At 71.9% G+C, this 25,534-nt stretch carries 24 protein-coding genes; 20 read left to right on the top strand and 4 right to left on the bottom strand.

What is annotated here, in order from left to right:
• The first annotated feature begins 143 nt into the window (after positions 1-143).
• Positions 144-737, top strand: a complete 594-nt coding sequence (locus tag AB0F62_RS23075) for a hypothetical protein (protein WP_361802066.1) — start codon at positions 144-146, stop codon at positions 735-737.
• A gap of 4 nt (positions 738-741) precedes the next feature.
• Here the strand turns inward: AB0F62_RS23075 and AB0F62_RS23070 are convergent, their stop codons facing one another.
• Complete coding sequence (locus AB0F62_RS23070; RefSeq protein ID WP_361802063.1) at positions 742-1,032, bottom strand: ferredoxin; 291 nt, start codon at positions 1,030-1,032, stop codon at positions 742-744.
• Positions 1,033-1,272: 240 nt separating this feature from the next.
• Between AB0F62_RS23070 and arc the strand changes: the two genes are divergently transcribed.
• The 6 genes from arc to prcA all read left to right on the top strand — a co-directional run bounded on the left by arc (position 1,273) and on the right by prcA (position 7,409).
• Positions 1,273-3,039, top strand: a complete 1,767-nt coding sequence (arc, locus tag AB0F62_RS23065; protein ID WP_361802060.1) for a proteasome ATPase — start codon at positions 1,273-1,275, stop codon at positions 3,037-3,039.
• Positions 3,040-3,246: 207 nt separating this feature from the next.
• Positions 3,247-4,758 (top strand): depupylase/deamidase Dop, encoded by a 1,512-nt coding sequence (gene dop / locus AB0F62_RS23060; protein ID WP_361802057.1) that lies wholly within the window; start codon positions 3,247-3,249, stop codon positions 4,756-4,758.
• Between the two features lie 136 nt (positions 4,759-4,894).
• Positions 4,895-5,113, top strand: a complete 219-nt coding sequence (locus AB0F62_RS23055) for a ubiquitin-like protein Pup (RefSeq protein WP_089229052.1) — start codon at positions 4,895-4,897, stop codon at positions 5,111-5,113.
• A 174-nt stretch (positions 5,114-5,287) separates the two neighbouring features.
• Positions 5,288-5,764, top strand: coding sequence for an endonuclease VII domain-containing protein (locus AB0F62_RS23050; protein ID WP_361802135.1), 477 nt, complete (start codon positions 5,288-5,290; stop codon positions 5,762-5,764).
• Positions 5,716-6,561 (top strand): proteasome subunit beta, encoded by an 846-nt coding sequence (gene prcB / locus AB0F62_RS23045; protein WP_361802053.1) that lies wholly within the window; start codon positions 5,716-5,718, stop codon positions 6,559-6,561. Before AB0F62_RS23050 ends, prcB begins: the two co-directional genes overlap by 49 nt.
• Before the next feature lie 50 nt (positions 6,562-6,611).
• Positions 6,612-7,409: a proteasome subunit alpha gene (gene prcA / locus AB0F62_RS23040; protein ID WP_361802050.1), complete on the top strand. Its 798-nt coding sequence runs from the start codon at positions 6,612-6,614 to the stop codon at positions 7,407-7,409.
• Positions 7,410-7,478: 69 nt separating this feature from the next.
• Here prcA and AB0F62_RS23035 read toward each other — a convergent pair whose 3' ends face one another.
• Positions 7,479-8,486: a LacI family DNA-binding transcriptional regulator gene (locus AB0F62_RS23035; RefSeq protein WP_361802047.1), complete on the bottom strand. Its 1,008-nt coding sequence runs from the start codon at positions 8,484-8,486 to the stop codon at positions 7,479-7,481.
• 124 nt (positions 8,487-8,610) lie between these two features.
• Here AB0F62_RS23035 and AB0F62_RS23030 point away from each other — a divergent pair, with 124 nt between their 5' ends.
• The 11 genes from AB0F62_RS23030 to AB0F62_RS22980 all read left to right on the top strand — a co-directional run bounded on the left by AB0F62_RS23030 (position 8,611) and on the right by AB0F62_RS22980 (position 17,979).
• Entirely contained in the window at positions 8,611-9,858 is a 1,248-nt protein-coding gene (locus tag AB0F62_RS23030) for an MFS transporter (protein ID WP_361802044.1), read from the top strand.
• 9 nt (positions 9,859-9,867) lie between these two features.
• Positions 9,868-11,229, top strand: coding sequence for a Pup--protein ligase (pafA, locus tag AB0F62_RS23025; protein WP_361802041.1), 1,362 nt, complete (start codon positions 9,868-9,870; stop codon positions 11,227-11,229).
• 112 nt (positions 11,230-11,341) lie between these two features.
• A complete protein-coding gene (locus AB0F62_RS23020) occupies positions 11,342-12,328 on the top strand; it encodes an FKBP-type peptidyl-prolyl cis-trans isomerase (RefSeq protein WP_361802038.1) in 987 nt (328 codons plus the stop codon).
• Positions 12,329-12,368: 40 nt separating this feature from the next.
• Positions 12,369-12,740 carry an FKBP-type peptidyl-prolyl cis-trans isomerase gene (locus AB0F62_RS23015; protein ID WP_361802035.1) on the top strand — a complete coding sequence of 124 codons (372 nt, stop codon included), beginning with the start codon at positions 12,369-12,371 and terminating at the stop codon, positions 12,738-12,740.
• Positions 12,741-12,923: 183 nt separating this feature from the next.
• The gene (locus tag AB0F62_RS23010) at positions 12,924-13,898 is read left to right on the top strand and encodes a WYL domain-containing protein (protein ID WP_361802032.1); all 975 of its coding nucleotides are present in this window, start codon (positions 12,924-12,926) and stop codon (positions 13,896-13,898) included.
• 18 nt (positions 13,899-13,916) lie between these two features.
• Complete coding sequence (locus tag AB0F62_RS23005) at positions 13,917-14,864, top strand: WYL domain-containing protein (protein WP_361802029.1); 948 nt, start codon at positions 13,917-13,919, stop codon at positions 14,862-14,864.
• A gap of 13 nt (positions 14,865-14,877) precedes the next feature.
• Complete coding sequence (locus AB0F62_RS23000; RefSeq protein WP_361802026.1) at positions 14,878-15,147, top strand: hypothetical protein; 270 nt, start codon at positions 14,878-14,880, stop codon at positions 15,145-15,147.
• 19 nt (positions 15,148-15,166) lie between these two features.
• Positions 15,167-15,367, top strand: coding sequence for a hypothetical protein (locus AB0F62_RS22995; protein ID WP_361802023.1), 201 nt, complete (start codon positions 15,167-15,169; stop codon positions 15,365-15,367).
• Between the two features lie 241 nt (positions 15,368-15,608).
• Positions 15,609-15,893 (top strand): Sec-independent protein translocase subunit TatA, encoded by a 285-nt coding sequence (gene tatA / locus AB0F62_RS22990; protein WP_361802021.1) that lies wholly within the window; start codon positions 15,609-15,611, stop codon positions 15,891-15,893.
• Between the two features lie 112 nt (positions 15,894-16,005).
• Positions 16,006-16,893: a twin-arginine translocase subunit TatC gene (gene tatC / locus AB0F62_RS22985; RefSeq protein WP_361802018.1), complete on the top strand. Its 888-nt coding sequence runs from the start codon at positions 16,006-16,008 to the stop codon at positions 16,891-16,893.
• Between the two features lie 192 nt (positions 16,894-17,085).
• Entirely contained in the window at positions 17,086-17,979 is an 894-nt protein-coding gene (locus AB0F62_RS22980; protein WP_361802015.1) for a diacylglycerol kinase, read from the top strand.
• A gap of 325 nt (positions 17,980-18,304) precedes the next feature.
• On the opposite strand, the gene AB0F62_RS22975 is transcribed toward AB0F62_RS22980, so the two are convergent.
• Entirely contained in the window at positions 18,305-19,531 is a 1,227-nt protein-coding gene (locus tag AB0F62_RS22975) for a helix-turn-helix domain-containing protein (RefSeq protein WP_361802012.1), read from the bottom strand.
• Positions 19,528-20,787 (bottom strand): helix-turn-helix domain-containing protein, encoded by a 1,260-nt coding sequence (locus AB0F62_RS22970; protein ID WP_361802009.1) that lies wholly within the window; start codon positions 20,785-20,787, stop codon positions 19,528-19,530. Before AB0F62_RS22970 ends, AB0F62_RS22975 begins: the two co-directional genes overlap by 4 nt.
• A 409-nt stretch (positions 20,788-21,196) precedes the next feature.
• On the opposite strand from AB0F62_RS22970, the gene AB0F62_RS22965 reads away from it, so the two are divergent.
• The gene (locus AB0F62_RS22965; RefSeq protein ID WP_361802006.1) at positions 21,197-22,465 is read left to right on the top strand and encodes an ABC transporter substrate-binding protein; all 1,269 of its coding nucleotides are present in this window, start codon (positions 21,197-21,199) and stop codon (positions 22,463-22,465) included.
• A 135-nt stretch (positions 22,466-22,600) separates the two neighbouring features.
• Positions 22,601-25,429 (top strand): DEAD/DEAH box helicase, encoded by a 2,829-nt coding sequence (locus tag AB0F62_RS22960; RefSeq protein ID WP_361802003.1) that lies wholly within the window; start codon positions 22,601-22,603, stop codon positions 25,427-25,429.
• The last annotated feature ends 105 nt before the right edge of the window (positions 25,430-25,534 follow it).

Below are 25,534 nucleotides of genomic sequence, written 5' to 3'. Positions count from 1 at the left end.
CCGTCGCCGGAGATCCGGCGACGGCGCTTTCTCACACCCCGGCGAACATCTGCCGAAACACGGGCCCCGGTCGTACCACCCGACTGTGACGTGTGGCACCATGCTGGCCACCCCGCTCGACCAACTCCACAGGAGACAGGCGCGTGCAGCCATCCGCAGGGCCGGCCCTTCCCCACACCCGAGCCCGCTCGGTGCACTGGATCACGACCGCCGCGGTGATCGCCGCCGTCATAGGCAGCGCCGCCCTCGTCCAGCCCGCCGGCGCCTCCACCGGCGCACCGGCCCCCGGAGCCGAGGCCGGCGCCAAGGCGGGTACGCCCGCGGACGTGCCGCCCCCGGACCCCAAGGCCGTCCACTTCCCGCTGGAGTGCGCCGGGGCCCCCGTGGACGTCGTCGACAAGGCCTCCGGGGACCTCGACGGGGACGGCCGCCCGGAGACCGTCGCCGTCGTCCGCTGCCACTCCGAGACGGGCACCCCGCCCAGTGGCCTGTTCGTGCTGTCGACGGATCCCGCCGCCGGCACCGCCCCGCGCATCGTCGAGACGCTCGTGGACCCCAAGGAGCAGCGCAGCTTCAAGGGCCTGAGGATCGACGGCCGCACGGTGCGGGCCACGGTGCTCGGCTACTCCACCGACGACGTGCCCCGGTGCTGCCCGGACCAGCAGCGCGACTACGGCTGGGAATGGCGGTCGGGGACCTACTACGAGATCCCGGGACCGCTCGCGAACAGCGTGTGACAGATCACTCCGCGTCGGGTCCGTACAGTTCTACACTGTCCGAAACCCGACGCACATGAATACAGTCGCCAGGGCAGTCCCTGGCCGATTCCACCACATCGGTCAACAACGGCAGGGGAACCGGGACCGTGGCCCCGGGTGCCTGACGGAGTTCGTCGTCGTCGCCCTTGACGTACGCGAGCCCGTCGATGTCCAGCTCGAAGACCTCGGGCGCGTACTGCACACAGATGCCGTCCCCGGTGCACAGGTCCTGATCGATCCAGACCTCAAGTGCCTCGACGACTTCCTCGCTCACCGGTACCTCGCCTGCCGTTCATCGTTCGGGAAGGGACAGCCCTTGACGGGCGTTGACCGAACCGACGATACAACCGGCCGCTTTCGGATGGTGATGGCTGGGTATCTCCCTGGCGGGAGGACGTGCGCAAGGGTGAAGATCGGACACACCCAGGACGTCTTTGTGATCTAGGGGTTTCAACCCCTACTGGCCCAGGTAGGGTCTGGAAGCGTCCAGCTCCCCTTGGAGGAGGTGAGGACCGTGGCGGCCCACGACGACGACATCAACCGTGGCGGCCGACCCGCTCGTGGATCGGAAGACCCCATGAGCCAGGTCGCCTTTCTTGAGCAGGAGATCGCCGTCCTGCGACGTAAGCTCGCCGACTCTCCGCGGCACACGAGGATTCTCGAGGAGCGGATCGTCGAGCTGCAGACCAACCTGGCAGGCGTGTCCGCTCAGAACGAGCGGCTGGCGAACACCCTCCGCGAGGCCCGCGACCAGATCGTGGCCCTCAAGGAGGAAGTGGACCGGCTGGCACAGCCCCCTGCCGGATTCGGTGTGTTCCTGCAGGCGAACGACGACGGCACGGCGGACATCTTCACCGGCGGCCGCAAGCTGCGCGTGAACGTCAGCCCGTCCGTCGAGCTGGACGACCTCCGGCGCGGCCAGGAAGTCATGCTCAACGAGGCGCTCAACGTGGTCGAGGCCATGGAGTTCGAGCGCATCGGAGACATCGTCACCCTCAAGGAGATCCTCGAGGACGGCGAGCGGGCCCTGGTCATCGGGCACACGGACGAGGAGCGGGTGGTGCGGCTCGCCGAGCCGCTGCTGGACGGCACCCTCCGCGCCGGCGACGCGCTGCTGCTCGAACCGCGCTCCGGGTACGTCTACGAGCGGGTCCCCAAGAGCGAGGTCGAAGAGCTCGTCCTCGAAGAGGTCCCGGACATCGACTACCGCCAGATCGGCGGCCTCGGCAACCAGATCGAGCAGATCCGCGACGCCGTCGAACTGCCCTATCTGCACGCCGAGCTGTTCAAGGAGTACGAGCTCCGCCCGCCCAAGGGCGTGCTCCTCTACGGCCCCCCCGGCTGCGGCAAGACGCTCATCGCCAAGGCGGTCGCCAACTCCCTTGCGAAGAAGGTCGCCGAAGTCACCGGGCAGCCCCAGGGCAAGAGCTACTTCCTGAACATCAAGGGCCCCGAGCTGCTCAACAAGTACGTCGGCGAGACCGAGCGGCAGATCCGGCTGGTCTTCCAGCGCGCACGTGAGAAGGCCGGCGAGGGCACCCCCGTCATCGTCTTCTTCGACGAGATGGAATCGCTCTTCCGGACCCGCGGCTCCGGCGTCAGCTCCGACGTCGAGAACACCATCGTCCCCCAGCTGCTCGCCGAGATCGACGGCGTCGAGGGGCTGGAGAACGTCATCGTCATCGGCGCCTCCAACCGCGAGGACATGATCGACCCCGCGATCCTGCGGCCCGGCCGCCTGGACGTGAAGATCAAGATCGAGCGGCCGGACGCCGAGGCGGCCAAGGACATCTTCTCCAAGTACCTGGTGGCCACCCTGCCGCTGCACGGCGAGGACCTCTCCGAGCACGGCGGATCGGCGGCGGCGACCGTCGACGCCATGATCCAGTCGGTCGTGGAGCGGATGTACTCGGAGTCCGAGGAGAACCGCTTCCTGGAGGTCACCTACGCCAACGGCGACAAGGAAGTCCTCTACTTCAAGGACTTCAACTCCGGCGCCATGATCCAGAACATCGTGGACCGGGCCAAGAAGATGGCGATCAAGGCCTTCCTCGACCACAACCAGCGCGGTCTGCGCGTCTCCCACCTGCTCGCCGCCTGCGTGGACGAGTTCAAGGAGAACGAGGACCTGCCCAACACCACCAACCCGGACGACTGGGCCCGCATCTCCGGAAAGAAGGGCGAGCGGATCGTCTTCATCCGCACCCTCGTCACCGGCAAGCAGGGCGCCGACACCGGTCGCTCCATCGACACCGTCGCCAACACGGGCCAGTACCTGTAACACGCGACCACCCTCCGGCTGCGGGTGCCCACGCAGGGGCACCCGCAGCCGGAGCGTTTCACCCCGGCACCACCCAGGAAAGCGCGTAATGATCTCCCCACCACCGCCATCGCGTTCTAGGCTCAGCGGTACCGCACGAGGGCCATATGCGAAGCGGTACTTGAGCGACCGGCCCAGCACGGGCCGCAGCCGGGCAAGGAGGGCCGCATGACCGTACGGCGAGTAATGGGCATCGAGACGGAGTACGGGATCTCCGTCCCGGGCCACCCGAACGCCAATGCCATGCTCACCTCGTCCCAGGTCGTCAACGCCTACGCGGCGGCGATGCACCGGGCGCGCCGCGCCCGCTGGGACTTCGAGGAGGAGAACCCACTGCGGGACGCCCGCGGCTTCGACCTCGCCCGAGAGGCCGCGGACTCCAGCCAGCTCACCGACGAGGACATCGGCCTGGCCAATGTCATCCTCACCAACGGAGCCCGGCTCTACGTCGACCACGCCCACCCCGAGTACAGCGCCCCGGAGGTCACCAACCCCCGCGACGCCGTCCTGTGGGACAAGGCCGGCGAGCGCATCATGGCGGAGGCCGCCGAGCGCGCCGCCCAGCTGCCCGGAGCCCAGCCGATCCACCTGTACAAGAACAACACCGACAACAAGGGCGCGTCCTACGGCACCCACGAGAACTACCTGATGAAGCGGGAGACCCCCTTCTCGGACATCGTGCGCCACCTGACGCCCTTCTTCGTCTGCCGCCAGGTGGTCACCGGCGCCGGACGCGTCGGAATCGGCCAGGACGGCCACGAGCACGGCTTCCAGATCAGCCAGCGCGCCGACTACTTCGAAGTCGAGGTCGGGCTCGAGACCACCCTCAAACGGCCCATCATCAACACCCGCGACGAGCCGCACGCCGACGCCGAGAAGTACCGCCGGCTGCACGTCATCATCGGCGACGCCAACCTCTCCGAGATCTCCACCTACCTCAAGCTCGGCACCACCGCACTGGTCCTGTCGATGATCGAGGACGGCTTCGTCAACGTCGACCTCGCCGTCGACCAGCCCGTGCGCACCCTCCACCAGGTCAGCCACGACCCCACGCTGCGCCGGCTGATCACCCTGCGCAGCGGCCGCACGCTCACCGCCGTCCAGCTGCAGATGGAGTACTGCGAGCTGGCCCGCAAGTACGTCGAGGACCGCTTCGGCACCGACGCCGACGAGCAGACCAAGGACGTCCTCGGACGGTGGGAGGACGTGCTCAACCGGCTCGAGAGCGACCCCATGAGCCTCGCCGGCGAACTCGACTGGATCGCCAAGCGTGAACTCCTCGAGGGGTACCGGCGCCGCGACACCCTCGAGTGGGACGCCGCCCGGCTCCACCTCGTCGACCTCCAGTACGCCGACGTGCGCCCCGAGAAGGGCCTCTACAACCGCCTGGTGGCCCGCGGCCGCATCCAGCGGCTGCTGACCGAGGACGAGGTCGTACGGGCCATGAGCAAGCCCCCGGAGGACACCCGCGCCTACTTCCGCGGCCGCTGCCTGGAGCAGTACGCGGACGACGTCGCGGCGGCCTCCTGGGACTCCGTGATCTTCGACCTCCCCGGCCGGGACTCCCTGCAGCGCGTGCCCACGCTGGAACCGCTGCGCGGCACCCGGAACCACGTCAAGGAGCTGCTGGACCGCTGCCGCACGGCGGAGGAGCTGGTGCGGATCCTGTCGGGCGGCTGATCAGGGCTGAAATCCGTCCGAACCGGGAATCATCGGGGTGGCCCCCGGACGTTGGGCAATACCGGGGGCCGAAGTCAGACCCTCCTTGTAGGGTCTGATCTTGTAGGACATGGACACCGAGCGGGGTGAGGGACACATGGCTACCAAGGACACCGGCGGCGGGCAGCAGAAGGCCACGCGTTCGACCGAGGAGGTCGAGGAGACCGCGCAGGACGCGCAGGCCGCCTCCGACCTCAAGGAGCGGCAGGAGAAGCTGTCGGACGACGTGGACTCCGTGCTGGACGAGATCGATGACGTCCTCGAAGAGAACGCGGAGGATTTCGTACGTTCGTTCGTACAGAAGGGCGGAGAGTAGATCAACTTGGACGCGCCGGACAAGCAGTGCCGCGACTGCGGCCAGGTGAAAGCGGCATCGGAATTCTGGCGGTCCAAGTCTTCGCCCGACGGACTGGCGTACTACTGCAGACCGTGCGCGAGCCGGCGCAACGCGGAGTCGGCGCGGCGGCGCGCAGAACGGGAGGGGCGTACGATGCGCCCCTCCCGCGGTCCACGCGAATCCCTGCCCGAAGGGCATCGGCGTTGCCCGGACTGTGAGCAGGCTCTGCCGCTCACGGCATTCCCCCGCAACCGGAGCGCGAAGTCCGGCTTCGCCAGCTACTGCAAGCCCTGTCAGAACGCGAGATCCCGGGAGTCCAGGGACCGGCTGCACGGTGGGAGCCGTCACTACCACCTGAAGCGCCGGTACGGCCTCGGGGCCGAAGAAGTCGAGGCGAAGATCAAGGAGCAGTTCGGCATCTGTCCGATCTGCCTAACTCCCGGCCCTCAGCATGTGGATCACGATCATCTCACGGGTAAGGTGCGATCAGTGCTCTGCTTCAACTGCAACGGCGGTCTGGGGCAGTTTAAGGACAACCCAGAACTGCTGCGCCGCGCAGCGGACTACGTGGAAGGAAACGTGTGGAAGCCAACACTCGTAGCACCGGGCGTCTACCAGCTGCCTTCCTGACGCCTGGCTCGTCCTCGTTCGTGGACTTCCTGGGGGCGCACGCGCCGGACATGCTCCCGGGCAACCGCACCCTGCCCGCCGTGAAGGGCGCCGTCGAGCTGCCGCACGGTACGACGATCGTGGCGGCGGCCTTCCCCGGCGGCGTGGTGCTCGCCGGTGACCGGCGCGCGACGATGGGCAACATCATCGCCCAGCGGGACATCGAGAAGGTGTTCCCGGCCGACGAGTACTCGGCGGTCGGCATCGCGGGCACGGCGGGCCTGGCCGTGGAGATGGTCAAGCTGTTCCAGCTGGAGCTGGAGCACTACGAGAAGATCGAGGGCGCCACGCTCTCCCTGGAGGGCAAGGCGAACCGCCTGTCGACCATGATCCGGGGGAACCTGGGGATGGCGCTGCAGGGGCTGGCGGTGGTGCCGCTGTTCGCCGGCTACGACACGGACCGCGAGAAGGGGCGGATCTTCTCGTACGACGTGACGGGCGGACGTTCCGAGGAGCACGGGTACGCCGCGACCGGTTCGGGCTCGGTGTTCGCGCGGGGCTCGCTGAAGAAGCTCTACAAGCCGGACCTCACCGAGTCGCAGACGGCGACGCTGGTGATCCAGGCGCTGTACGACGCTGCGGACGACGACTCGGCGACCGGTGGCCCGGACCTGGGGCGGCGGATCTACCCGATCGTCACGGTCATCACCGACGAGGGTTTCCGGAAGCTGACCGAGGCCGAGACGTCGGAGATCGTCCGGGCCATCCACGAGCGGCGGCTGGAGCTGCCGGACGGCCCGCGGGCCGAGCTGCTCTGACCCGGTCGTCCGAGATGCACTCGCTACTGACAGAAAGGGACGGATAGCCGGTGTCGACGCCGTTCTATGTCTCACCCCAGCAGGCCATGGCCGACCGCGCGGAGTTCGCCCGCAAGGGCATCGCGCGCGGGCGCAGCGTCGTCGTGCTGCAGTACACCGACGGCATCGTCTTCATCGCCGAGAACCCGTCCCGTGCCCTGCACAAGGTCAGTGAGATCTACGACCGGATCGCCTTCGCGGCGGTGGGCAAGTACAACGAGTTCGAGAACCTGCGGATCGGCGGGGTGCGCTACGCCGACCTGCGGGGTTACACCTACGACCGGGACGACGTGACCGCGCGCGGCCTGGCGAACGTCTACGCGCAGACGCTCGGCACGATCTTCTCGAGCGTGGGCGAGAAGCCCTACGAGGTGGAGCTGATCGTCGCGGAGGTGGGCGCGGACTCCTCGGAGGACCAGATCTACCGGCTGCCGCACGACGGTTCGATCGTCGACGAGCACGGCGCGGTGGCGGTCGGCGGCAACTCCGACCAGATCGGCAGCTATCTGGACCAGCGGCACCGCGACGACATGACGCTGGCGGAGGCCCTCAAGCTGGCGGTGGAGTCGCTGAGCCGGGACACCAACGGCAGCGACCGGCAGCTCACGGCGGAGCAGCTGGAGGTCGCGGTGCTGGACCGCACGCGGCCGCAGCAGCGCAAGTTCAAGCGGATCCTGGGCCGGCAGCTGTCGCGGCTGCTGGAGGGGGAGGCGGCGCCGCCGTCGGAGGAGAAGGCGGAGCAGCCCGCGCCTCCCGCCGCCCCGGCCGAGGGGGACGACGATCTTCCGGAGCTGGACGAGGACGTGTGACGGGCCGCTGCCCCGTTCCGACGCCCCGGTCGCCGTCATATGGCGGCCGGGGCGTCGCGCGTCCTGGGCTCAGGCGCGGCGCGGCGGGGCCGTGGAGCCGCGTACGACGAGCCGGACGGGGAGTTCGGTGCCGATGGCGGGGCGGCCGGCGAGGGTGTCCAGGAGGGCGGTCATGCCGCCGGCGCCGACGGCGTCGGCGGGGAGGGCGACGGTGGTGAGTTCGGGTTCGACGGCGGTGGCGAGTGCGGAGTCGTCGTAGCCCGTGACGGAGACGTCGTCGGGGACGCGCAGGCCGTGGTGGCGCAGGGCCTTGCAGGCGCCGACGGCGAGGACGTCGTCGTCGCAGATCAGGGCGGTGGGCGCGGGGCCGGGGCGGGCCAGGAGGCGTTCGGTGGCCTGGCGGGCGTCCTGGTAGGTGAGCGGGGAGCGTTCGGTGGGCGGGGCGGTGCCGAGGGTGCGGGCGAGGGCCTGGGCGCGTTCGCGGAAGGTCCAGGTGTCGATGTCGGCGGCGAGGTGGGCGATGTCCCGGGGCCGGTGGCCGAGGTCGAGGACGTGCCGGGCGAGGCGGCGCATGCCGTCGGCGATGGCGAGGTTGACGGTGGCGGCGGGGCCGGTTTCGGCGGGGTCGGCGTCGAGCATGACGAGGGGGAGCCCGCCCTCGCCGATGGCGACCAGGGCGTCGGCCGCCATGGAGGACGCGATGATGCCGTCGAGGGCCGCGCGGGCGGAGCCGAAGGGGTCGCGGGCGGGGCCGACGCCTTCCGGGGAGGGGTAGAGGACGACACCGAAGCCGTGGGCGTCGGCGACGCGGGCGGCGCCGGTGTAGACGCGGGCGAAGTACTCGTTGGTGATGGTCGGGACGACCAGGAGCGCGGTGCGGGTGCGGCCGAGGCGGAGGTTGCGGGCGGCCAGGTTGGGCCGGTATCCGAGGTCGCGGGCCGCGGTGCGGACGGTGTCGGCGGTGCGCTCGGAGACGCGTCCGCGCCACTTGTCGCCGAGGACGAGGGAGACGGTGGCCTGGGAGACGCCGGCGGCGCGTGCGACGTCCCGTGAGGTCGGGCGCGCTGTTTCGGTCACCGTGGGGGCCCCTTTCGGGTGGTCGGCGGGTGTGGCGCCGGCGTCGTGCGGCTGGACCGGTCGGCTGGGCTCATGGTACGTATGACCCGCGACGTTATACGTACAACTGATGGAAGAGGCGGGCATGGGGACCGGTTATGCGGACCTGCTGCGGGCGCGGTACGCGGTGCGGCTGCTCGCCGGCACCCTGATCGGCCGGCTGCCGAACGCGACGGCGGCCCTGGGCATCGTGCTGCTGACCCGCGCGCAGGGCGGCGACTTCGCCCTCGCGGGGGCGCTCTCGGCCGCCTACGGGCTCGCCAACGCCGTGGGGCAGCCGCTGCTGGGCCGGGCGGTGGACCGCCTGGGGCAGCCCCGGGTGATGTTCCCGGCCGCGGTGGTCTCGGCCGCGGGCATGGCCGTCTTCGCGCTGGCCGGGCCGCGTCCGCTGCCCCTCGCGTACGCCGCGATGGCCGTGGCCGGATTCTTCACCCCGCCCCTGGAGGGCGGCCTGCGGGCGCTGTGGCCGGGCGTGCTGAAACGCGAGGACCGGATCCACGCGGCCTACGCGCTGGACGCCGCGGCGCAGGAGGTCATGTTCGCCGTCGGGCCGGTACTGGTCACCCTGCTCGTCGCGGCCTTCTCGGAGTCGGCCGCCCTGCTGTGGATCGCGGCGGTCGGGGTGGCGGGGGCGCTCAGCGTCGTCACCTCCCCGCCGTCGCGGGCGTGGCGGACGCAGCCGCGGACCCCGGACTGGCTGGGGCCGCTGCGCGCGCCGGGTATGCGGGCGCTGGTCGGCTCGTTCTTCTTCGTCGGGCTGGCGCTCGGTTCGATCGCCGTCGCGTCGGTCGCGTACGCCGACGACCACGGCGGCGGCATGGTCTCCAGCTACGTGCTGTCGGGGATCGGCGCCGGGGCGCTCGTGGGCGGCGTGGTGTACGGGGCGCGGCACTGGTCCGGGGTCCCGGAGCGGCGGCTGCGGCTGCTGATGGCGGGGCTGGCCGTGTGCTACCTGCCGCTGGCGCTGGTGCCGGGTGTCCCGCTGATGACCGGTCTCGCCGTGCTGGCGGGCCTGTTCCTCGCGCCGTCGCTCGCCTGTGCGTTCGTGGTGGTCGACCGGCACGCCCCGGCGGGCACGGTGACCGAGGCGTTCTCATGGATCGTCACGGCTTTCGGGGTGGGCGCGGCGGTCGGCACGGCGGCCGCGGGACCGGCCGCGCAGTACGGCGCAGCGGCGGCCGCCTTCGGTGTGGCGGGTGCCGGCGGCGCGGTGGCGCTCGCGGTTCTGCTGGCCAGCGGGAGGTACCTCACGCTTCCAAACCCGGCAAGCGGGACAGAAAAAGATCGAATCGCCGCGGTCGAACCCGGTTTGAGGTCCACGCATCAGGCGTAAGGTCTCATCATGGACCGCCGCATTTTCGGGCTGGAGAACGAGTACGGCGTCACGTGCACGTTCCGGGGACAGCGGCGTCTGTCCCCGGACGAGGTGGCGCGGTACCTCTTCCGCCGTGTCGTGTCATGGGGTCGTAGCAGCAACGTCTTTCTCCGCAACGGCGCCCGCCTGTATCTCGATGTGGGCTCGCACCCGGAGTACGCCACTCCGGAGTGCGACAACGTGACAGAACTGGTCACCCACGACAAGGCGGGAGAACGCATCCTCGAGGGCCTTCTGGTGGACGCCGAACGGCGCCTGCACGAGGAGGGCATCGCGGGTGACGTCTACCTCTTCAAGAACAACACCGACTCCGCCGGAAACTCCTACGGGTGCCATGAGAACTACCTGGTCGCCCGGCACGGGGAGTTCTCCCGGCTCGCGGACATCCTGATCCCCTTCCTGGTCACCCGGCAGCTGCTGTGCGGCGCGGGCAAGGTGCTGCAGACCCCGCGCGGCGCGGTCTACTGCGTCAGCCAGCGCGCGGAGCACATCTGGGAGGGCGTCAGCTCCGCCACCACCCGTTCCCGGCCCATCATCAACACCCGCGACGAGCCGCACGCCGACGCCGAGCGCTACCGGCGCCTGCACGTCATCGTGGGCGACTCCAACATGTCCGAGACGACCATGCTGCTGAAGGTCGGCGCGACCGACCTGGTGCTGCGCATGATCGAGGCGGGCACGGTCATGCGGGACCTGACGCTGGAGAACCCGATCCGGGCGATCCGCGAGGTCTCCCACGACATAACGGGCCAGCGCAAGGTCCGCCTCGCCTCGGGCCGGGAGGCCTCGGCCCTGGAGATCCAGGAGGAGTACTACTCCAAGGCGGTGGACTTCTGCGAGCGGCGGGGCATCCGCAGCGGTGTCATCGAGCAGGTCCTCGAACTGTGGGGCCGGACCCTGGAGTCGATCGCCAGCGGTGACCTGGACAAGATCGGCACCGAGATCGACTGGGTGATGAAGTACCGCCTGATCGAGCGTTACCGGGCGCGGGACAACATCACGATGTCGCACCCGCGCATCGCGCAGATAGACCTCGCGTACCACGACATCCACCGTCGGCGCGGTCTGTACTACCTGCTGGAGAAGCGGGGCCAGGCCAAGCGGATCTGCAACGACCTCAAGATCTTCGAGGCCAAGTCCGTGCCCCCGCAGACCACGCGGGCACGGCTGCGCGGCGACTTCATCCGCCGCGCCCAGGAGCAGCGGCGCGACTTCACGGTCGACTGGGTGCATCTGAAGCTCAACGACCAGGCGCAGCGCACCGTGCTGTGCAAGGACCCCTTCCGGTCGGTGGACGACCGGGTGGAGAAGCTCATCGCCGGCATGTGACGGCGGTGGCGGAGGCGACGCGGGGCCCCGTACGTGTTCGTACGGGGCCCCGCGCACGCCGTAGAGTGGCGCGCACGCCAGACAACGCTAGATCGACCTGATGGGGTTTCCCGTGCGCCGACGCTCCCTTCTCCTCGCCGTCCCGGCCGGCCTGCTCACCCTCGCCGGCTGCGGTGACGACACGTCAGGCAAGCCCGCGGCCAGTGCCAGCCCATCGGGTTCCGCGTCCGAGCCGGCGCCGGTGAAGATCGTGAACGGTCCGCTGCCGGGGATCACGGCCGGCACGAAGTTCGGGGAGAAGCCGACGGTCGCCAAGGGCCCGGGCGAGCCCAGCAAGGACCTGGCGGTGAACACCCTGATCCAGGGCGGCGGCGCCACCGTCGCGGCGGGCGACTACCTGCAGGCGAACTACCTCGGCCAGATCTGGAGCACGGCGAAGGTCTTCGACAACTCCTGGGACCGCGGGGCGCCGGCCATCTTCCCGATCGGTGTCGGGCGGGTCATTCCGGGCTGGGACAAGGCCCTGGTGGGCAAGAAGGTCGGAGACCGCGTCGAGCTGGCCATCCCGCCGGACCTGGGCTACGGCGCGCAGGGCCAGCCGGACGCCGGCATCAAGGGCACGGACACCCTGGTCTTCGTGGTCGACGTGGTGAACACCTTCAGCGGCAAGAGCTCGGCCAAGGGCAGTGCCGTCCCCCAGAACGACGCCAAGCTCCCCAAGGTCGGCACCAACACCGACGGCAAGGCCCCCTCGATCGAGGTCCCCAAGACGGCCGCGCCGACGAAGCTGGTCGCCAACTACGTGCTGGAGGGGAACGGGCCGGCGGTCAAGCCCACCGACACCCTGCTCCTGCAGTACAAGGGTGTCCTGTGGAACGGCGGCAAGGAGTTCGACTCCAGCTACAAGAACGGCCAGTTGGCGCAGTTCCCGCTGCAGCAGCTGATCAAGGGCTGGCAGGAGGGCCTCGCGGGCAAGAAGGTCGGCAGCCGCGTGATGCTCGTCGTGCCGCCGGACCTGGGCTACGGCGACAAGGAGCAGCCGGGCATTCCGGCCAAGTCCACGCTGGTGTTCAGCCTCGACATCCTCGCGGTGATGTAAGACTGTGCAGGTTGTCCGCACCCTCTAGAGGAGCACGTACGTGAGCATCGAAAAGCCCGAGATCGACTTCCCGGGCGGCGAGCCCCCGGCCGACCTGGTGATCAGGGACATCTGGGAGGGCGAGGGCGCCGAGGCCAAGGCGGGCCAGAACGTCACCGTCCACTACGTCGGTGTGGCCTTCAGCACCGGCGAGGAGTTCGACGCCAGCTGGAACCGCAACTCGCCCTTCACCTTCCCGCTGGGCGGCGGCCGGGTCATCAAGGGCTGGGACCAGGGCGTGCAGGGCATGAAGGTCGGCGGCCGCCGCGAGCTGACCATCCCCGCGCACCTCGCCTACGGCAACCAGAGCCCGACCCCGCTGATCAAGCCGGGCGAGACGCTGATCTTCGTGGTGGACCTGCTGTCCGTCTGACCGGCCCGTCCGGAGCGATCACGCCGAGGAGCCCCCGCCATCCGGCACCGCCGGCCCGGCGGGGGCTCCCGCGTACGCCCGGCCGTACGGGCCCGCCGCCGGAACCGGCCTTCGCTTCAGCCGCGCGGCCCGGTCGCGATAGGGTCTGGACGCAGAGCTGAACAAGGAAGAAGGTTGCGTCGAGTGGCGATTGCCAAGGCCGAGCGGCTGATGAACCTGGCGCTGTGCCTGATGAACACCCGCCGCCCGGTCAGCAAGCGGGAGCTGCGCGCGTCCATCGAGGCCTACCACGAGATCGGCTCCGACGAGGCGTTCAACCGCATGTTCGAGCGGGACAAGGACGATCTGCGCGAGCTCGGCATGGTCATCGAGACCGTGGAGAGCCTCGACGGCGAGATCGGCTACCTGGCCCGCCGCGACCGCAACCGCCTCCCCGAGATCGCCCTGGACGCCGAGGAGGCCGCCGCACTGAGCCTGGCCGCCAAGGTCTGGCAGCAGGCGCGCCTGGCCGAGGCCGCCAGCGGCGCCCTGCAGAAGCTGCGGGCCGCGGGTGTGCCCTTCGACGACGAGCGCGACGGCGACGGGCCGCGGGACGCGGCGGGACACAGCGCCCTCGAGCCGCGGATCCCCACGCCCGAGCCGGCGTTCGAGCCGCTCATGGTCGCCACCCGCGAGCGCCGCCCGGTCGCCTTCGACTACCGCAAGGCCAACGCCGTTCGCCCCGAACCCCGCCAGGTCGAGCCCTGGGCACTGGAGTGCTGGCGCGGCCACTGGTACCTGGCCGGCTGGGACCGCGACCGGGGCGCGGTGCGCGTCTTCCGGCTCTCCCGGATCACCGGCCGGGTCCGCACCCGCGGCGGCGCCTTCACCGCCGAGGTGCCCGACCACGTCGACGTACGCGCCGCCGTCGCCAGCTGGGCCGGGGAGGGCGCGACCGCGACCGCGCGGATCCGGCTGCGCCGCGACTCCGGGTACCCGCTGCGGGCCCGCGCGGTGGAGACGCTGCCGGTCGACGCCGACTGGGACGAGCTGGAGATCCCGTACGGGCACGGACTCGACGCCTGGCTGGTGGAGTTCGGCCCGGACGTGGTCGTACTGGGGCCCGACGAGCTGCGGGCCGACGTGGTGGACCGGCTGCGCGCCGTCGCCAAGGGCTGAGCGGGGGAGTAGGACGAGATGGCGAACGCGATCGACCAGACGCGCAGGATGCTGTCCCTGGTCACCTATCTGCGCGAGCGCCCCGGCGCCCGGGTGAGCGACGTGGCCCGCGCGTTCGGGGTGACCGAGGCCGAGCTGATCGGCGACCTGAACGTGCTGCCGCTGTGCGGCACGAGCTTCCGGGGCGGCGACCTGCTCGACATCGACACCGACGGCGAGCGGATCTGGTGGCACAACGTCGACGACGTCGCGCAGCCGCTCCGGCTGGCCGCCGACGAGGCGGCCGCGCTGCTGGTCGCCGCCCGTGCCGTCGCCAACCTGCCGGGGCTGCGGGAGAGCGACCGGCAGGCGCTGCTGCGCGCCACCGCCAAGATCGAGGGCGCGGCGGGCGAGGCCGCCGGCGCGTCCTCGCGGCTGTCGGTCACCTTCGAGTCCGAGGGCAGCGTCTTCGCCGACGTCGACCGCGCCATCGCCGAGCGGCGCCGGCTGTGGATCCGCTACTACTCGCCCTCCCGGGACGAGCTCACCGAGCGCGAGGTCGACCCGATCCGGCTGTTCGCGGTCGGGCACACCTACTTCGAGGGCTGGTGCTACCTGTCGGAGGACCGGCGCACCTTCCGGCTCGACCGGGTCGCCGAGATCCGGCTGCTGGACCAGCCCAGCGACCCGCCCCGCATCGAGCCGCGCGACCTGTCCCAGGGGCTGGTGCAACCGGCCGGCGACGACCCGGAAGTGGTGATCGAGGTCGGCCCCGGCGGCCGCTGGGTCGCCGAGTACTACCCGCACGACCTCGCCGAGGAGCTCCCCGACGGCGGCCTGCGGATCACCCTGCGCACCCCCGACCCCGGCTCGCTGCGCCGCCTCGCGCTGCGGCTGGGCCGCGACGGGCGGATCGTCTCCCCGGCCGACCTGGCCGGCAGCGCCCGCGACGCCGCCGCCCGGGCCCTCGCGGCCTACGGCGACTGAGGGGAACCGCTCCATGGACGACCTCGACGCCCTGGACACCGTCGGCGACCCCGCGATCACCCTTCCCGAGGTGATCTACCGGGCCTCCTGCCCCGAGTGCCGCACCAGCTTCGAGCTCTCGGCCGACGCCCTGCGGCTGGCCATCGGCGGCAGCCACCGCACCACCTTCTACTCCTTCACCTGCCCGGACTGCGGTTCCTCCGTCCGCAAGCCGGCGGGCGACCGCATCGTGGAACTCCTCACCGACGGCGGCGTCCGCACGATGCGGCTGCACACCGGCTGAACCGCTACGCTCGGCTGCCATGTGGTGGCTCTACCTCTATGTCGGCCTGGCGACCGCCGGTCTGCTCGTGCTCGGTGTCCTCGCCCTCCGCGTGTACGCCGAGGTGCGCGGCCTCGCCCGGCAGGTGGGGCGCAGCGGCGACCGGCTGCGGCAGGCGTCCGAGGACCTGCGGCGCGCCGCCGAACCGCTGGCGCGCGGTGCCGGCGAACTGTCCCGCTGACGGAGCCGGAAGCGACGCGGAAAGCGCTCTCTGACGCACTCTCGTCCTCCCTGACCGGGGAAGGTAGGCTTCTGGAGCGGCCCCGGGAGAGCGCGGCGGGGGCGGCAACCGCACGGATGCCGGGGGATTGCCAGACGTTTACCCCCGCACGTTACGATCGCTGGCAGAGCGGACACCGTGTCCACGGACGCGGGGGCCGCTGCTCAAGAACCCATGCCGCCTCGGTGAGAAGGTAAAGCTTATGTTCGGCAGGCTCGGCGCCCCTGAGATCATCCTCATCCTTGTCGTCGTTCTGCTGCTGTTCGGGGCCAAGCGTCTCCCGGACATGGCCCGCGGCCTGGGGAAGTCGATGCGCATCCTCAAGAGCGAGGCGAAGGCGATGAAGACGGACGACACGGCGGCCCCGCAGGCCGACGCGCCCGCCGACGCCCCCGCCGCGCCGAAGACCATCCAGGCCGCGCCCGGTGACGTCACCAGCGCCCGCCCGGTCTCCGAGACCCAGCAGCCCCGCCAGACGCAGAGCTGACACGACGGCACAGGTACGGGAAGCCGGCGGGGACGCCGGCCACCGCGTGAGATGAGGACCTGGGTTGCTGAAGTCTGCCCGCAGTAAGCCGGTGAAGGACCCCGAGGGGCGCATGCCTCTCGTGGAGCACCTGCGCGAGCTGCGCAACCGGCTCACCAAGAGCGTGCTCGCGATCGTCGCCGTGGCGGTCGTCGCCGCCTTCTACAGCCAGCAGCTCCTGGAGTTCCTGGCCTCTCCGGTACCCAAGTGCGGCCCCGGGGTCGTCAGCAGCGGTGGCAACTGCGCCATCGTCACCTTCGACTCGCTGACGGCGCCGTTCGCGCTGACGATGCAGGTCTGCCTCATGGCCGGCGTCATCGGCGCCAGCCCGATCTGGCTGTACCAGCTCTGGGCGTTCATCGCCCCGGGCCTGCACCGGCACGAGCGCAAGTACACCTACATGTTCGTGGGCGCGGCGCTCCCGCTCTTCCTCGGCGGCGCCCTCCTCGCGTACAAGATCATGCCGGTCAGCATCAAGGTGCTGATCAGCTTCACGCCCGAGGGCTCGTCCAACCTCCTGAAGCTGGATGGCGTGCTGGACTTCACCATCCGCATGGTGCTGGTCTTCGGTCTCGCCTTCGAACTTCCCCTGCTCCTGGTCATGCTGAACATGGTCGGCATGGTGACCGGCCGCCGCATGGCCGGCTGGTGGCGGGGCGTGGTCATGGGCGTGTTCGTCTTCGGTGCCGTCGCGACGCCGACCACCGACCCCGTGAGCATGATCGCCCTGTCCGGTCCGATCGTCGTCCTCTACTTCGGCGCGGTCGCCTTCTCGCTGATCAACGACCGGCGCCGGCGCTGGCGCAACCCCGACGCCGACCTCTCCGACGACGAGGCCTCCGAGCTCGACCTCACCCCGGAGCCGATCGGCCCCGGCGAGCGCGTCACGGCCTCCGTGCCCGAGCAGGCCGGATCCGTCGAGGACGGGCGCCGCTCCGACGACTTCGACGACGCGACCTGACACCGCGGTCCCCCGACGGGGCCTCGTCCGGATCCTCCGGGCGGGGCCCCGTCGTCGTGGTACGGCCCTCGTGGTGGCGGCCTCCGTCGGCGGCCGTGACGGCGCACCGGGCGGCGCACCGGGCGACGCACGGCGGGCGATGGGGGTGCCGGTGATCTCGACGTGCCCGCTACCGCGCGGTAGGGTCCGCGCGTGACCAGCGAGATCACCCTCATCGCCAACCCCACCGCGGGCCGCGGACGGGGCGCCCGTGCCGCCGAGCCGGCCGCGGACGCGCTGCGCCGGGCGGGCTTCGGCGTGCGCAGTGTCGTCGGCGCCGACGCGGCCGACGCCCTCGGGCAGGCCCGGAAGGCCGTCGCCGAAGGGACCGGGGCGCTGGTCGCGGTGGGCGGCGACGGCATGGTGTCGCTGGCCCTGCAGGCCGTCGCCGGGACCGGGACACCGCTCGGCGTCGTCGCCGTCGGCACCGGCAACGACTTCGCCCGGGCGACGGGACTGCCGATACGCGAGCCCGCCGCGGCCGGGGAGGCGATCGCGCGGGCGCTCACGGAGGACTCGGTCCGCGAGATCGATCTGGGCCGGGTCGGCGACCGGTGGTTCGGCACCGTCCTCGCCTCCGGGTTCGACTCCCGGGTCAACGACCGCGGCAACCGCCTGAGGTGGCCCACCGGGCGGCTCCGCTACGACGTGGCGATGCTGGCGGAACTCGCCGCCCTGCGGCCCATCCCGTACCGGATCAGCCTCGACGGGGGCCCCGAGACGGAGATCGAGGCGACCCTGGTCGCCGTCGGCAACGGCACCTCGTACGGGGGCGGCATGCGGATCTGCGCCGACGCCGACCTCGACGACGGGCGCTTCGACGTCTGCGTGGTCGGCCCGTGCAGCCGCACCACGCTGCTGCGGGTCTTCCCGCGGGTCTACCGCGGCAGCCACACCGGCCACCCCGTGGTGACGGTGCACCGCGCCGCCTCGATCACGCTGGCCGCCGACGGCATCACCGGCTACGCCGACGGCGAGCCCCTCGGCCCGCTGCCGCTGACGGCCCGTACCGAGCGGCGGGCGCTGCGGCTGCTTTCGCCGCGCTAGAGCCGGTCGTCACATTGGCTCCCCCAGCCGGCGCTGGGAGGTGCCCCCAGGTGCGGTGCATCGCACACGGCGGAGAGTCGTCCTCGTAGCGGGCTACTCGGACGATTCGACAACTCCCCCGGGCCGAAGGCCGGAGGAGCGCCGTGCCTGGGGGTACCTCCCAGCGATGCTGGGGGAGCGTCGCGGGGTGGGGGCACCCCCGGCCGAAGGTTGGGGGAGGGAATGTGACGACAGGCTCCAGGGTCCGCCGGCATCGCCGCGCGCCCGCCGCGGCGGGCGTCCCCGAGACGGCGGGCAACGGGACGCGGGGACGCGGCGGGGCCGCTCAGGCGGCGTCGGCCGTCCGCAGCACGTCCAGGGCCAGCGTGAGGTCGACCAGTTCACGGGGATGGCCGAGCCGCCGGCCGGTGAGCACCTCGAGCCGGCGCAACCGGTTCAGCACCGTGTTGCGGTGGCAGTCCATGCGCTCGGCGACCGCCCGGGGGGAGCCGTCGCACTCCATCCACGTCGCGAAGGTCCCGAGCAGGGACTGCCTTTCCTCGTCGGGCAGTTCCCGCAGCGGGCCGAGGACCCGGTCGGCCAGTTCCCCGGCGAGGCGCCGGTCGGAGGCGGCCACGACCGTCGGCATCCGCTCCTCCCACAGCGCCACCTCGCCGTCCGAGGCGCAGGTGGGCAGCGCGAGTTCGGCGAGCGTCAGCGCCCGGCGCAGTCCGGCGAGGCCGCGCACCACCGGGCTGACCCCGGCGCGCAGCCCGGGAACCGCGACCAGCAGCGTGGCGAGCGCCTCCGGCGACCGGTCGCCGCCCAGCAGCACGACCAGGACCTCGCCCGCGCCCCGCGGCAGCCTCAGCACCCGGCCGCCGGCGCCCACCGGGAAGGCGTCGTCACCGGGCGTACCGGACGCCGAGGCCCGCACGCTCGTCACGGCGACCACGAAGCGGCCGTCGCCCGGCACCCCCAGCGCCTGCGCGGCGGCGCGCACGCCCAGGGTGTCGGTGCGCCCGTCGAGCAGTGCCCCGAGCACGCGCGCGGCCCGCCTGCCGTCACCGGCCACGCCCTCGCCCTCTCCCTCGCCCAGGGTCTCGCGGTAGGCGTCGGCCAGGATCGCCGCCGTGCGCTCCCGGAACCCCCACATCCGCGGGGCGATGCGCACCATGTGCGCGATGTCGCCGGGGTGGTGGGCGGCGACGGTGTCGACGAGTTCCTGCCACACCACGGCGCCGCCCACCGCGAAGACGTGCGTCAGCAGTTCCAGCGGCATGCCCCGACCGGCCTGGCGGCGACCGGCCTCCCTCATGGAGCGGGCGGCGTCCGCGTCGCGCTCCGGGTCGGCCAGCCGGTCCAGATGCATGGTGATCATCGTCGCGAAGCCCTCGAGGGAGCAGTCCGGGTCGTCGACGTGGTCCACAAAGCCGGGCACCTCGGTGTGCAGCCGGGACATGACCCGCTCCGAGAGTTCGCCCACCCGCTCCCTCATCCGCAGCGCCGCCGTGCGCAGCAGTTCGCGGGCGGCCTCGTCCGGCCCTCCCGGACCGCCGGTACGCGCCGTCACCGGGACACCCCGCGGCCCCGCGCCGCGGTGATCCGCTCGGCGTCCAGGGCGAGCGCCAGATGGACCACGTCCCGGGGCCGGGACACCGAGCGGCCCGTGAGCTCCTCCAGCCGCCGCAGGCGCCTGCGGACGGTGTTGGCGTGGCAGAACAGGGTGGCGGAAGCCCGTTCGACGGAGCCGTCCGCGTCCAGCCACGCCGCCAGGGTCTCCAGCAGCACCGCTGCCTCGGCGGCCTCCGCGTCCCGCAGCCCGCCCAGCACACCGGCGGCGATCTCGGTGGCGACCTCCGGACGACGGGCGAGCAGCCCAGCCGGGTAGCGGCGCTCGAGGAGGGCCACCTCGCCGTCCCGGGTGCAGGTGCGCAGCGCGAGTTCGGCCAGCTCCCGGGCGTGGCCGACCGCCGCGAGCCGGTCCACCTCGGGGCTCAGCCCCGCCCGCGACCCGGCCGGCATCTCCAGCGCCGCCGCGAAGTCGTCCAGCGCCAGGCCGCCCAGCTCGGCGAGGAGCACCTCCCCGCCGACCGGGAACGCCCGGTGCACCCGCGCCCCGTCCGGCACCCCGGCCCGCTGCCGTGCCCGGTGCGGGACCCCCGCGGGGCCCCGGAGGACGGCGACCGCGAAGCGGCCCGACTCGGGCAGGGCGAGCGCGTCGGCCGCCTCCGCCAGGCCGGGCCCGTCCACCCGGCCGGCCAGCAGCCCCTCCAGCGCCCTCCGGTCGCGCTGCCGGTGGAACGTCACCTCGCCGCGGGCCCGCAGATAGGCGTCCGCCATCAGCCGGCTGTCCCGCTCGAACAGGTCCCAGACCTCCGCTGCGGCACGGGCGATCAGCCGGGTCCCCGCGGGCCCCTGGCTCTCCCCGGCCCGGACCAGCGACAGCCACAGGGCGTCGCCCGCCGTCCGGCAGGCGCCCATCATCGGCTCCAGCGGGAACCCCTGCCACGCCCGGCGTTCCCCCACCCACGACAGGTACTCGGCGGAGACCGCCGAGCGGCCGGGGTCGGCGAGCGAGTCCAGGACGGCGGCGACCGAGCCCTCGGTCTCCTCCAGCAGGCCGGACGGCGCCAGCGCGGACTCCCGGTAGGCCGGGTGCCGGTCCCGGATCCGCTCGACGATGTGCGCCGCCACCGGCCCGACCTGCCCGCGCACCTGCAGCGCCGCGGCCCGCAGCACCTCGGTGTGCTCCCGCCCGGCGTCCGCGGCGGCTTCCACGGAGGCGTCCGCGGCGCACGCGCGGCGCGTGGTGACAGGGGTGGCCATCCGATCCTCCTCTCGGGTCTCCGGGTGCGGAGCCCGGGGTGCGTCGCCGTCGGCATGTGCGCCCGGCGGCGGTGCGGGACCGGCCGCCGGCACAGGCCGGGCACCGGTACGGGCATTCCTACCCGCTGGTAGTACGGGCCCGGAAGACGGGTGACGCAAACGTGACCGACATCCGGACAGAACCCACACACCACCGAACACCTGCCCGTACGGGCCGGGGCGGGCGGTGCCGCTGCACAGCCGGGGGCGGCGGCCGTTGGGAAGGCCGACCAGAAACGCGCCCACCCCTCGCCGAACCGCCCCTGATCTCTTCCCATGGAGCTCCCGCACCACCGGCCCCGGGCGCCGGGCCTCACAGCCGCGCCCGCGGCGGCTCCCGCGGTCCCATCCCTCCAGGAGCGAGCACACCGTGACCCGGAAACACCGCCTCAGGTCCACCGCCGTCCTCACCTCCGTCCTCGCCTGCGTCCTCACGGGCTGCGGCGCGGACGCGGGCACCGACGCGAACGACGGTCCGGTCGACGCGAAGGGCGTGAAGACCGGGCCCGGCGTGACCGACACCACCATCAGCCTGGGCGTCCTCACGGACCTGTCCGGGCCCTACGGCCCCCTGGGCCGCTCCGTGCTGCAGGCCGAGAAGCTCTACGTGGACCAGGTCAACGCCAAGGGAGGCGTCTGCGGCCGCAAGCTCAAGCTGGTCGTCCGCGACCACGGCTACGACGTGGAGACGGCTGTCGTGCAGTACCGCGAGATGGAGCCGAAGATCGCCGCGATGCCCGGGCTCCTCGGCTCGACGATCATCAACGCCTTGCTCGACCGCATCGAGATCGACGACGTGATGACGACGTCCCTGGGCTACTCCTCGACGCTGCTCGGCCAGCCCACCCTGACGACGATCAACGCCACCTACGACATCGACATGATCAACGGCTTCGAGTACCTGGCCGACACCCAGGGCCTCGGACCGGGCGACAAGGTCGGCTACATCTACCTCGACGGCGACTACGGGAACAACGCGCGGCGCGGTGCCGGGTTCCTCGCCGGCGAGCGCGGCATCACCCTCGTCGAGAAGAAGGTCGGCCCGGCCCGCAAGGACCTGTCCGAGCAGGTGCGCGAGCTCGGCCAGGCCGGTGTGAAGGCCGTCCTGATCAGCACCAGCCCCGCGCAGACCGCCTCGGCGGTCGGTGCCGCCGCGGCGATCGGCCTCGACGTGCCCTTCCTCGGCAGCGCCGTCGGCTACGACCCGCAGCTGCTCAAGACCCCCGCCGCCCCGGCCCTGGTCCAGATGCTGCAGCTCGTCGCCCCCACCCCGGCGATGACCAGCGACACCCCCGAGGTGCGCAAGCTGGTCGCGGACTACCAGCGCCGCTACCCGGGGGACCCGCTGGACCAGGGCCTGGAGACCGGCCACAACACCATGGCCGTCGCCGTCCAGGACCTGAAGGCGGCCTGTGCCGCCAAGGACCTCAGCCGGGTGGGCATCATCGCGGCGCACCGCACACAGAAGGCGTTCGACCCCGGGCTCGGCCCGGTCCTGGACTTCTCCAACCCGTGGCGGCCCAGCGCCACCCAGAGCTACATCGTCAAACCGAAGAAGGGCGTGCCCGGCGGTCTGGCCGGTGTGAAGGACGCCTTCAAGGTCCCCGCCGTCGAGGAGTACCTCTCCACCATGATCTGACCCGGAACGGCCGCGGAGGCCGGGCGCGAAAGCCGCCGGGAGGGGCGCGACGCGCCCGGCCTCCATGCCATGGGTCTTGCTTCGGTAAAAAGATCATGTCGGCTGTCAGTGCCGCCCGGTAGTCTCGTTTTCAAGATGAACGACGAGATGTCTCCCGCCGAGCGCTATGCCGCGTCCAGGCTCCGCGCCGCAGAGCAGGCCACCGCACTCGCGGGCTTCCGCGAGCTGTACGACTTCGATCTGGACCCCTTCCAGATCGAGTCCTGCAAGGCCCTCGAGGCCGGCAAGGGCGTGCTGGTGGCCGCGCCCACCGGATCCGGCAAGACCATCGTGGGCGAGTTCGCGGTCCACCTGGCCCTGGGCGAGGGCCGCAAGTGCTTCTACACCACGCCCATCAAGGCCCTGTCGAACCAGAAGTTCACCGATCTCGTCAAGCGCTACGGCGCCGAGCGGGTCGGTCTGCTGACCGGCGACAACAGCGTCAACGGGGACGCGCCCATCGTGGTCATGACCACAGAGGTGCTCCGCAACATGCTGTACGCGGGCTCCCAGGCCCTCGACGGCCTCGGCTACGTGGTCATGGACGAGGTGCACTACCTCTCCGACCGCTTCCGCGGCGCGGTCTGGGAGGAGGTCATCATCCACCTCCCGCAGTCCGTCACGCTGGTGTCGCTGTCCGCGACGGTGTCCAACGCCGAGGAGTTCGGCGACTGGCTCGACACCGTACGCGGCGACACCGAGGTCATCGTCTCCGAGCACCGCCCCGTGCCGCTGTGGCAGCACGTCCTGGCCGGCCGCCGGATGTACGACCTCTTCGAGGAGAAGCGGGGAGCGGGGCCCGGCGCGCAGCGCGCGGTCAACCCCGACCTCGTACGGCTGGCCCGCATGGAGAACCAGCGCTCCTTCAACGGCCGCGACCGCCGCGGGAAGGTCCGCGAGGCCGACCGCGAGCGGGACCGCCGCCAGCAGCGCAGGATCTGGACGCCCAGCCGCGCCGAGGTCATCGAGCGGCTGGACGCGGAAGGGCTGCTGCCCGCCATCACGTTCATCTTCAGCCGCGCCGGCTGCGAGTCCGCCGTCCAGCAGTGCCTCTACGCGGGCCTGCGGCTGAACAGCGACGAGAACCGGGCCAAGGTCCGCGCCATCGTCGAGGAGCGCACCAGGTCCATCCCCGACGAGGACCTGAACGTGCTCGGCTACTTCGAGTGGCTGGAGGGCCTGGAGCGGGGCATCGCCGCGCACCACGCCGGCATGCTGCCGACCTTCAAGGAGGTCGTCGAGGAGCTCTTCGTGAAGGGCCTGGTCAAGGCGGTCTTCGCCACCGAGACGCTGGCGCTGGGCATCAACATGCCCGCTCGCTCCGTGGTCCTGGAGAAGCTCGTCAAGTGGAACGGCGAGACCCACGCCGACGTCACACCGGGCGAGTACACCCAGCTCACCGGCCGTGCCGGGCGCCGGGGCATCGATGTCGAGGGCCACGCCGTCGTGCTCTGGCAGCGCGCCTTCGACCCGGTCCACCTGGCGGGGCTCGCCGGCACGCGCACCTATCCGCTGCGGTCCTCGTTCAAGCCCTCGTACAACATGGCGGTCAACCTGGTCGGCCAGTTCGGGCGGCACCGCTCCCGGGAGCTGCTGGAGACCTCGTTCGCCCAGTTCCAGGCCGACCGCTCGGTGGTCGGCATCTCGCGCCAGGTGCAGCGCAACGAGGAGGGCCTGGAGGGCTACCGGTCCTCCATGACCTGCCACCTCGGTGACTTCGACGAGTACATGTCGCTGCGCCGGCAGCTCAAGGACCGCGAGGCCGACCTCTCCCGGCAGGGCGCCAACCAGCGCCGGGCGGCCGCCGCCGACGCGCTGGAGAAGCTCCGCCCGGGCGACATCATCCACGTCCCGGCCGGCAAGTTCGCGGGCCTGGCCCTGGTCCTCGACCCGGGTGTGCCCGCCGGCCGCAGCCCAGGCCACCACAACCGGCACGACCAGTTCCACCACGACGGCCCCCGCCCGCTGGTGCTCACCGCGGAGCGGCAGGTCAAGCGGCTCGCGCAGATCGACTTCCCGGTGCCGGTCGAGGCGCTGGACCGGATGCGCATCCCCAAGTCCTTCAACCCGCGCAGCCCGCAGTCCCGGCGCGACCTGGCCTCCGCCATGCGCTCCAAGGCCGGCACGGCGGGCATAGCACCGCAGCGGCAGCGCCGCCCGCGCTCGGCCGCCGCGGACGACACCGAGATCGCCCGGCTGCGCACCGAGATCCGCGCGCACCCCTGCCACGGCTGCGACGAGCGCGAGGACCACGCCCGCTGGGCCGAGCGCTACCAGCGGCTGCAGCGCGACACCAAGCAGCTCGAGCGCCGGATCGAAGGCCGCACCAACACCATCGCCCGCACCTTCGACCGCATCTGTGCCCTGCTCACCGACCTCGGCTACCTCGAGGGCGACAGGGTCACCGCGGACGGCCGCCGGCTGGCCCGGCTCTACGGCGAACTCGACCTGCTGGCCAGCGAGTGCCTGCGCGACGGCGTGTGGGACGGCCTCGGCCCGGCGGATCTCGCCGCCTGTGCCTCCGCCCTGGTCTACGAGTCCCGCTCCGCGGACGACGCACTGCCGCCGCGGCTGCCCTCCGGCAACGCCAAGCAGGCCCTGGGCGAGATGGTCCGCATCTGGGGCCGCCTCGACGCCCTGGAGGAGGAGCACCGCATCAACCAGGCCGAGGGCGTCGGCCAGCGCGAACCCGACCTCGGCTTCGCCTGGGCCGCCCACGGCTGGGCCTCCGGGCAGGGCCTCGACGCGGTGCTGCGCGACGCCGACATGCCGGCGGGCGACTTCGTGCGCTGGACGAAGCAGCTCATCGACGTCCTCGGGCAGATCGCCGACGCGGCCCCCGAGGGCAGCCCGGTGCGGCGCAACGCCCGCAAGGCCGTCGACGGGCTGCTGCGGGGCGTCGTGGCCTACTCGTCGGTGGGCTGACGGTCCGGGCGGGTCGCCTCGGTGCGGCACGCCCGGCCGGACCGGCGTCCTCGCGTGCCGGCGTCCTCGCGTGCGGGCGTCCTCGCATGCCGGGGGCCCGCGCTC

Source organism: Streptomyces sp. NPDC026673 (genome assembly GCF_040638135.1).
Lineage (GTDB): Bacteria > Actinomycetota > Actinomycetes > Streptomycetales > Streptomycetaceae > Actinacidiphila.
The sequence above is the reverse complement of the archived record's forward strand: the minus strand, read 5'-3'. Positions and strand labels throughout refer to the sequence as shown.

What these genes read in the sequence shown, in the direction of transcription:
- dop (WP_361802057.1), top strand. Translation starts at nt 3,247, where the DNA reads ATGACCGTACGGCGAGTAATGGGCATCGAGACGGAGTACGGGATCTCC.
- AB0F62_RS23055 (WP_089229052.1), top strand. Translation starts at nt 4,895, where the DNA reads ATGGCTACCAAGGACACCGGCGGCGGGCAGCAGAAGGCCACGCGTTCG.
- AB0F62_RS23050 (WP_361802135.1), top strand. Translation starts at nt 5,288, where the DNA reads ATGCGCCCCTCCCGCGGTCCACGCGAATCCCTGCCCGAAGGGCATCGG.
- AB0F62_RS23030 (WP_361802044.1), top strand. Translation starts at nt 8,611, where the DNA reads ATGGGGACCGGTTATGCGGACCTGCTGCGGGCGCGGTACGCGGTGCGG.
- pafA (WP_361802041.1), top strand. Translation starts at nt 9,868, where the DNA reads ATGGACCGCCGCATTTTCGGGCTGGAGAACGAGTACGGCGTCACGTGC.
- AB0F62_RS23005 (WP_361802029.1), top strand. Translation starts at nt 13,917, where the DNA reads ATGGCGAACGCGATCGACCAGACGCGCAGGATGCTGTCCCTGGTCACC.
- AB0F62_RS23000 (WP_361802026.1), top strand. Translation starts at nt 14,878, where the DNA reads ATGGACGACCTCGACGCCCTGGACACCGTCGGCGACCCCGCGATCACC.
- AB0F62_RS22995 (WP_361802023.1), top strand. Translation starts at nt 15,167, where the DNA reads ATGTGGTGGCTCTACCTCTATGTCGGCCTGGCGACCGCCGGTCTGCTC.
- tatA (WP_361802021.1), top strand. Translation starts at nt 15,609, where the DNA reads ATGTTCGGCAGGCTCGGCGCCCCTGAGATCATCCTCATCCTTGTCGTC.
- tatC (WP_361802018.1), top strand. Translation starts at nt 16,006, where the DNA reads ATGCCTCTCGTGGAGCACCTGCGCGAGCTGCGCAACCGGCTCACCAAG.
- AB0F62_RS22970 (WP_361802009.1), bottom strand. Translation starts at nt 20,787, where the DNA reads ATGGCCACCCCTGTCACCACGCGCCGCGCGTGCGCCGCGGACGCCTCC.
- AB0F62_RS22960 (WP_361802003.1), top strand. Translation starts at nt 22,601, where the DNA reads ATGAACGACGAGATGTCTCCCGCCGAGCGCTATGCCGCGTCCAGGCTC.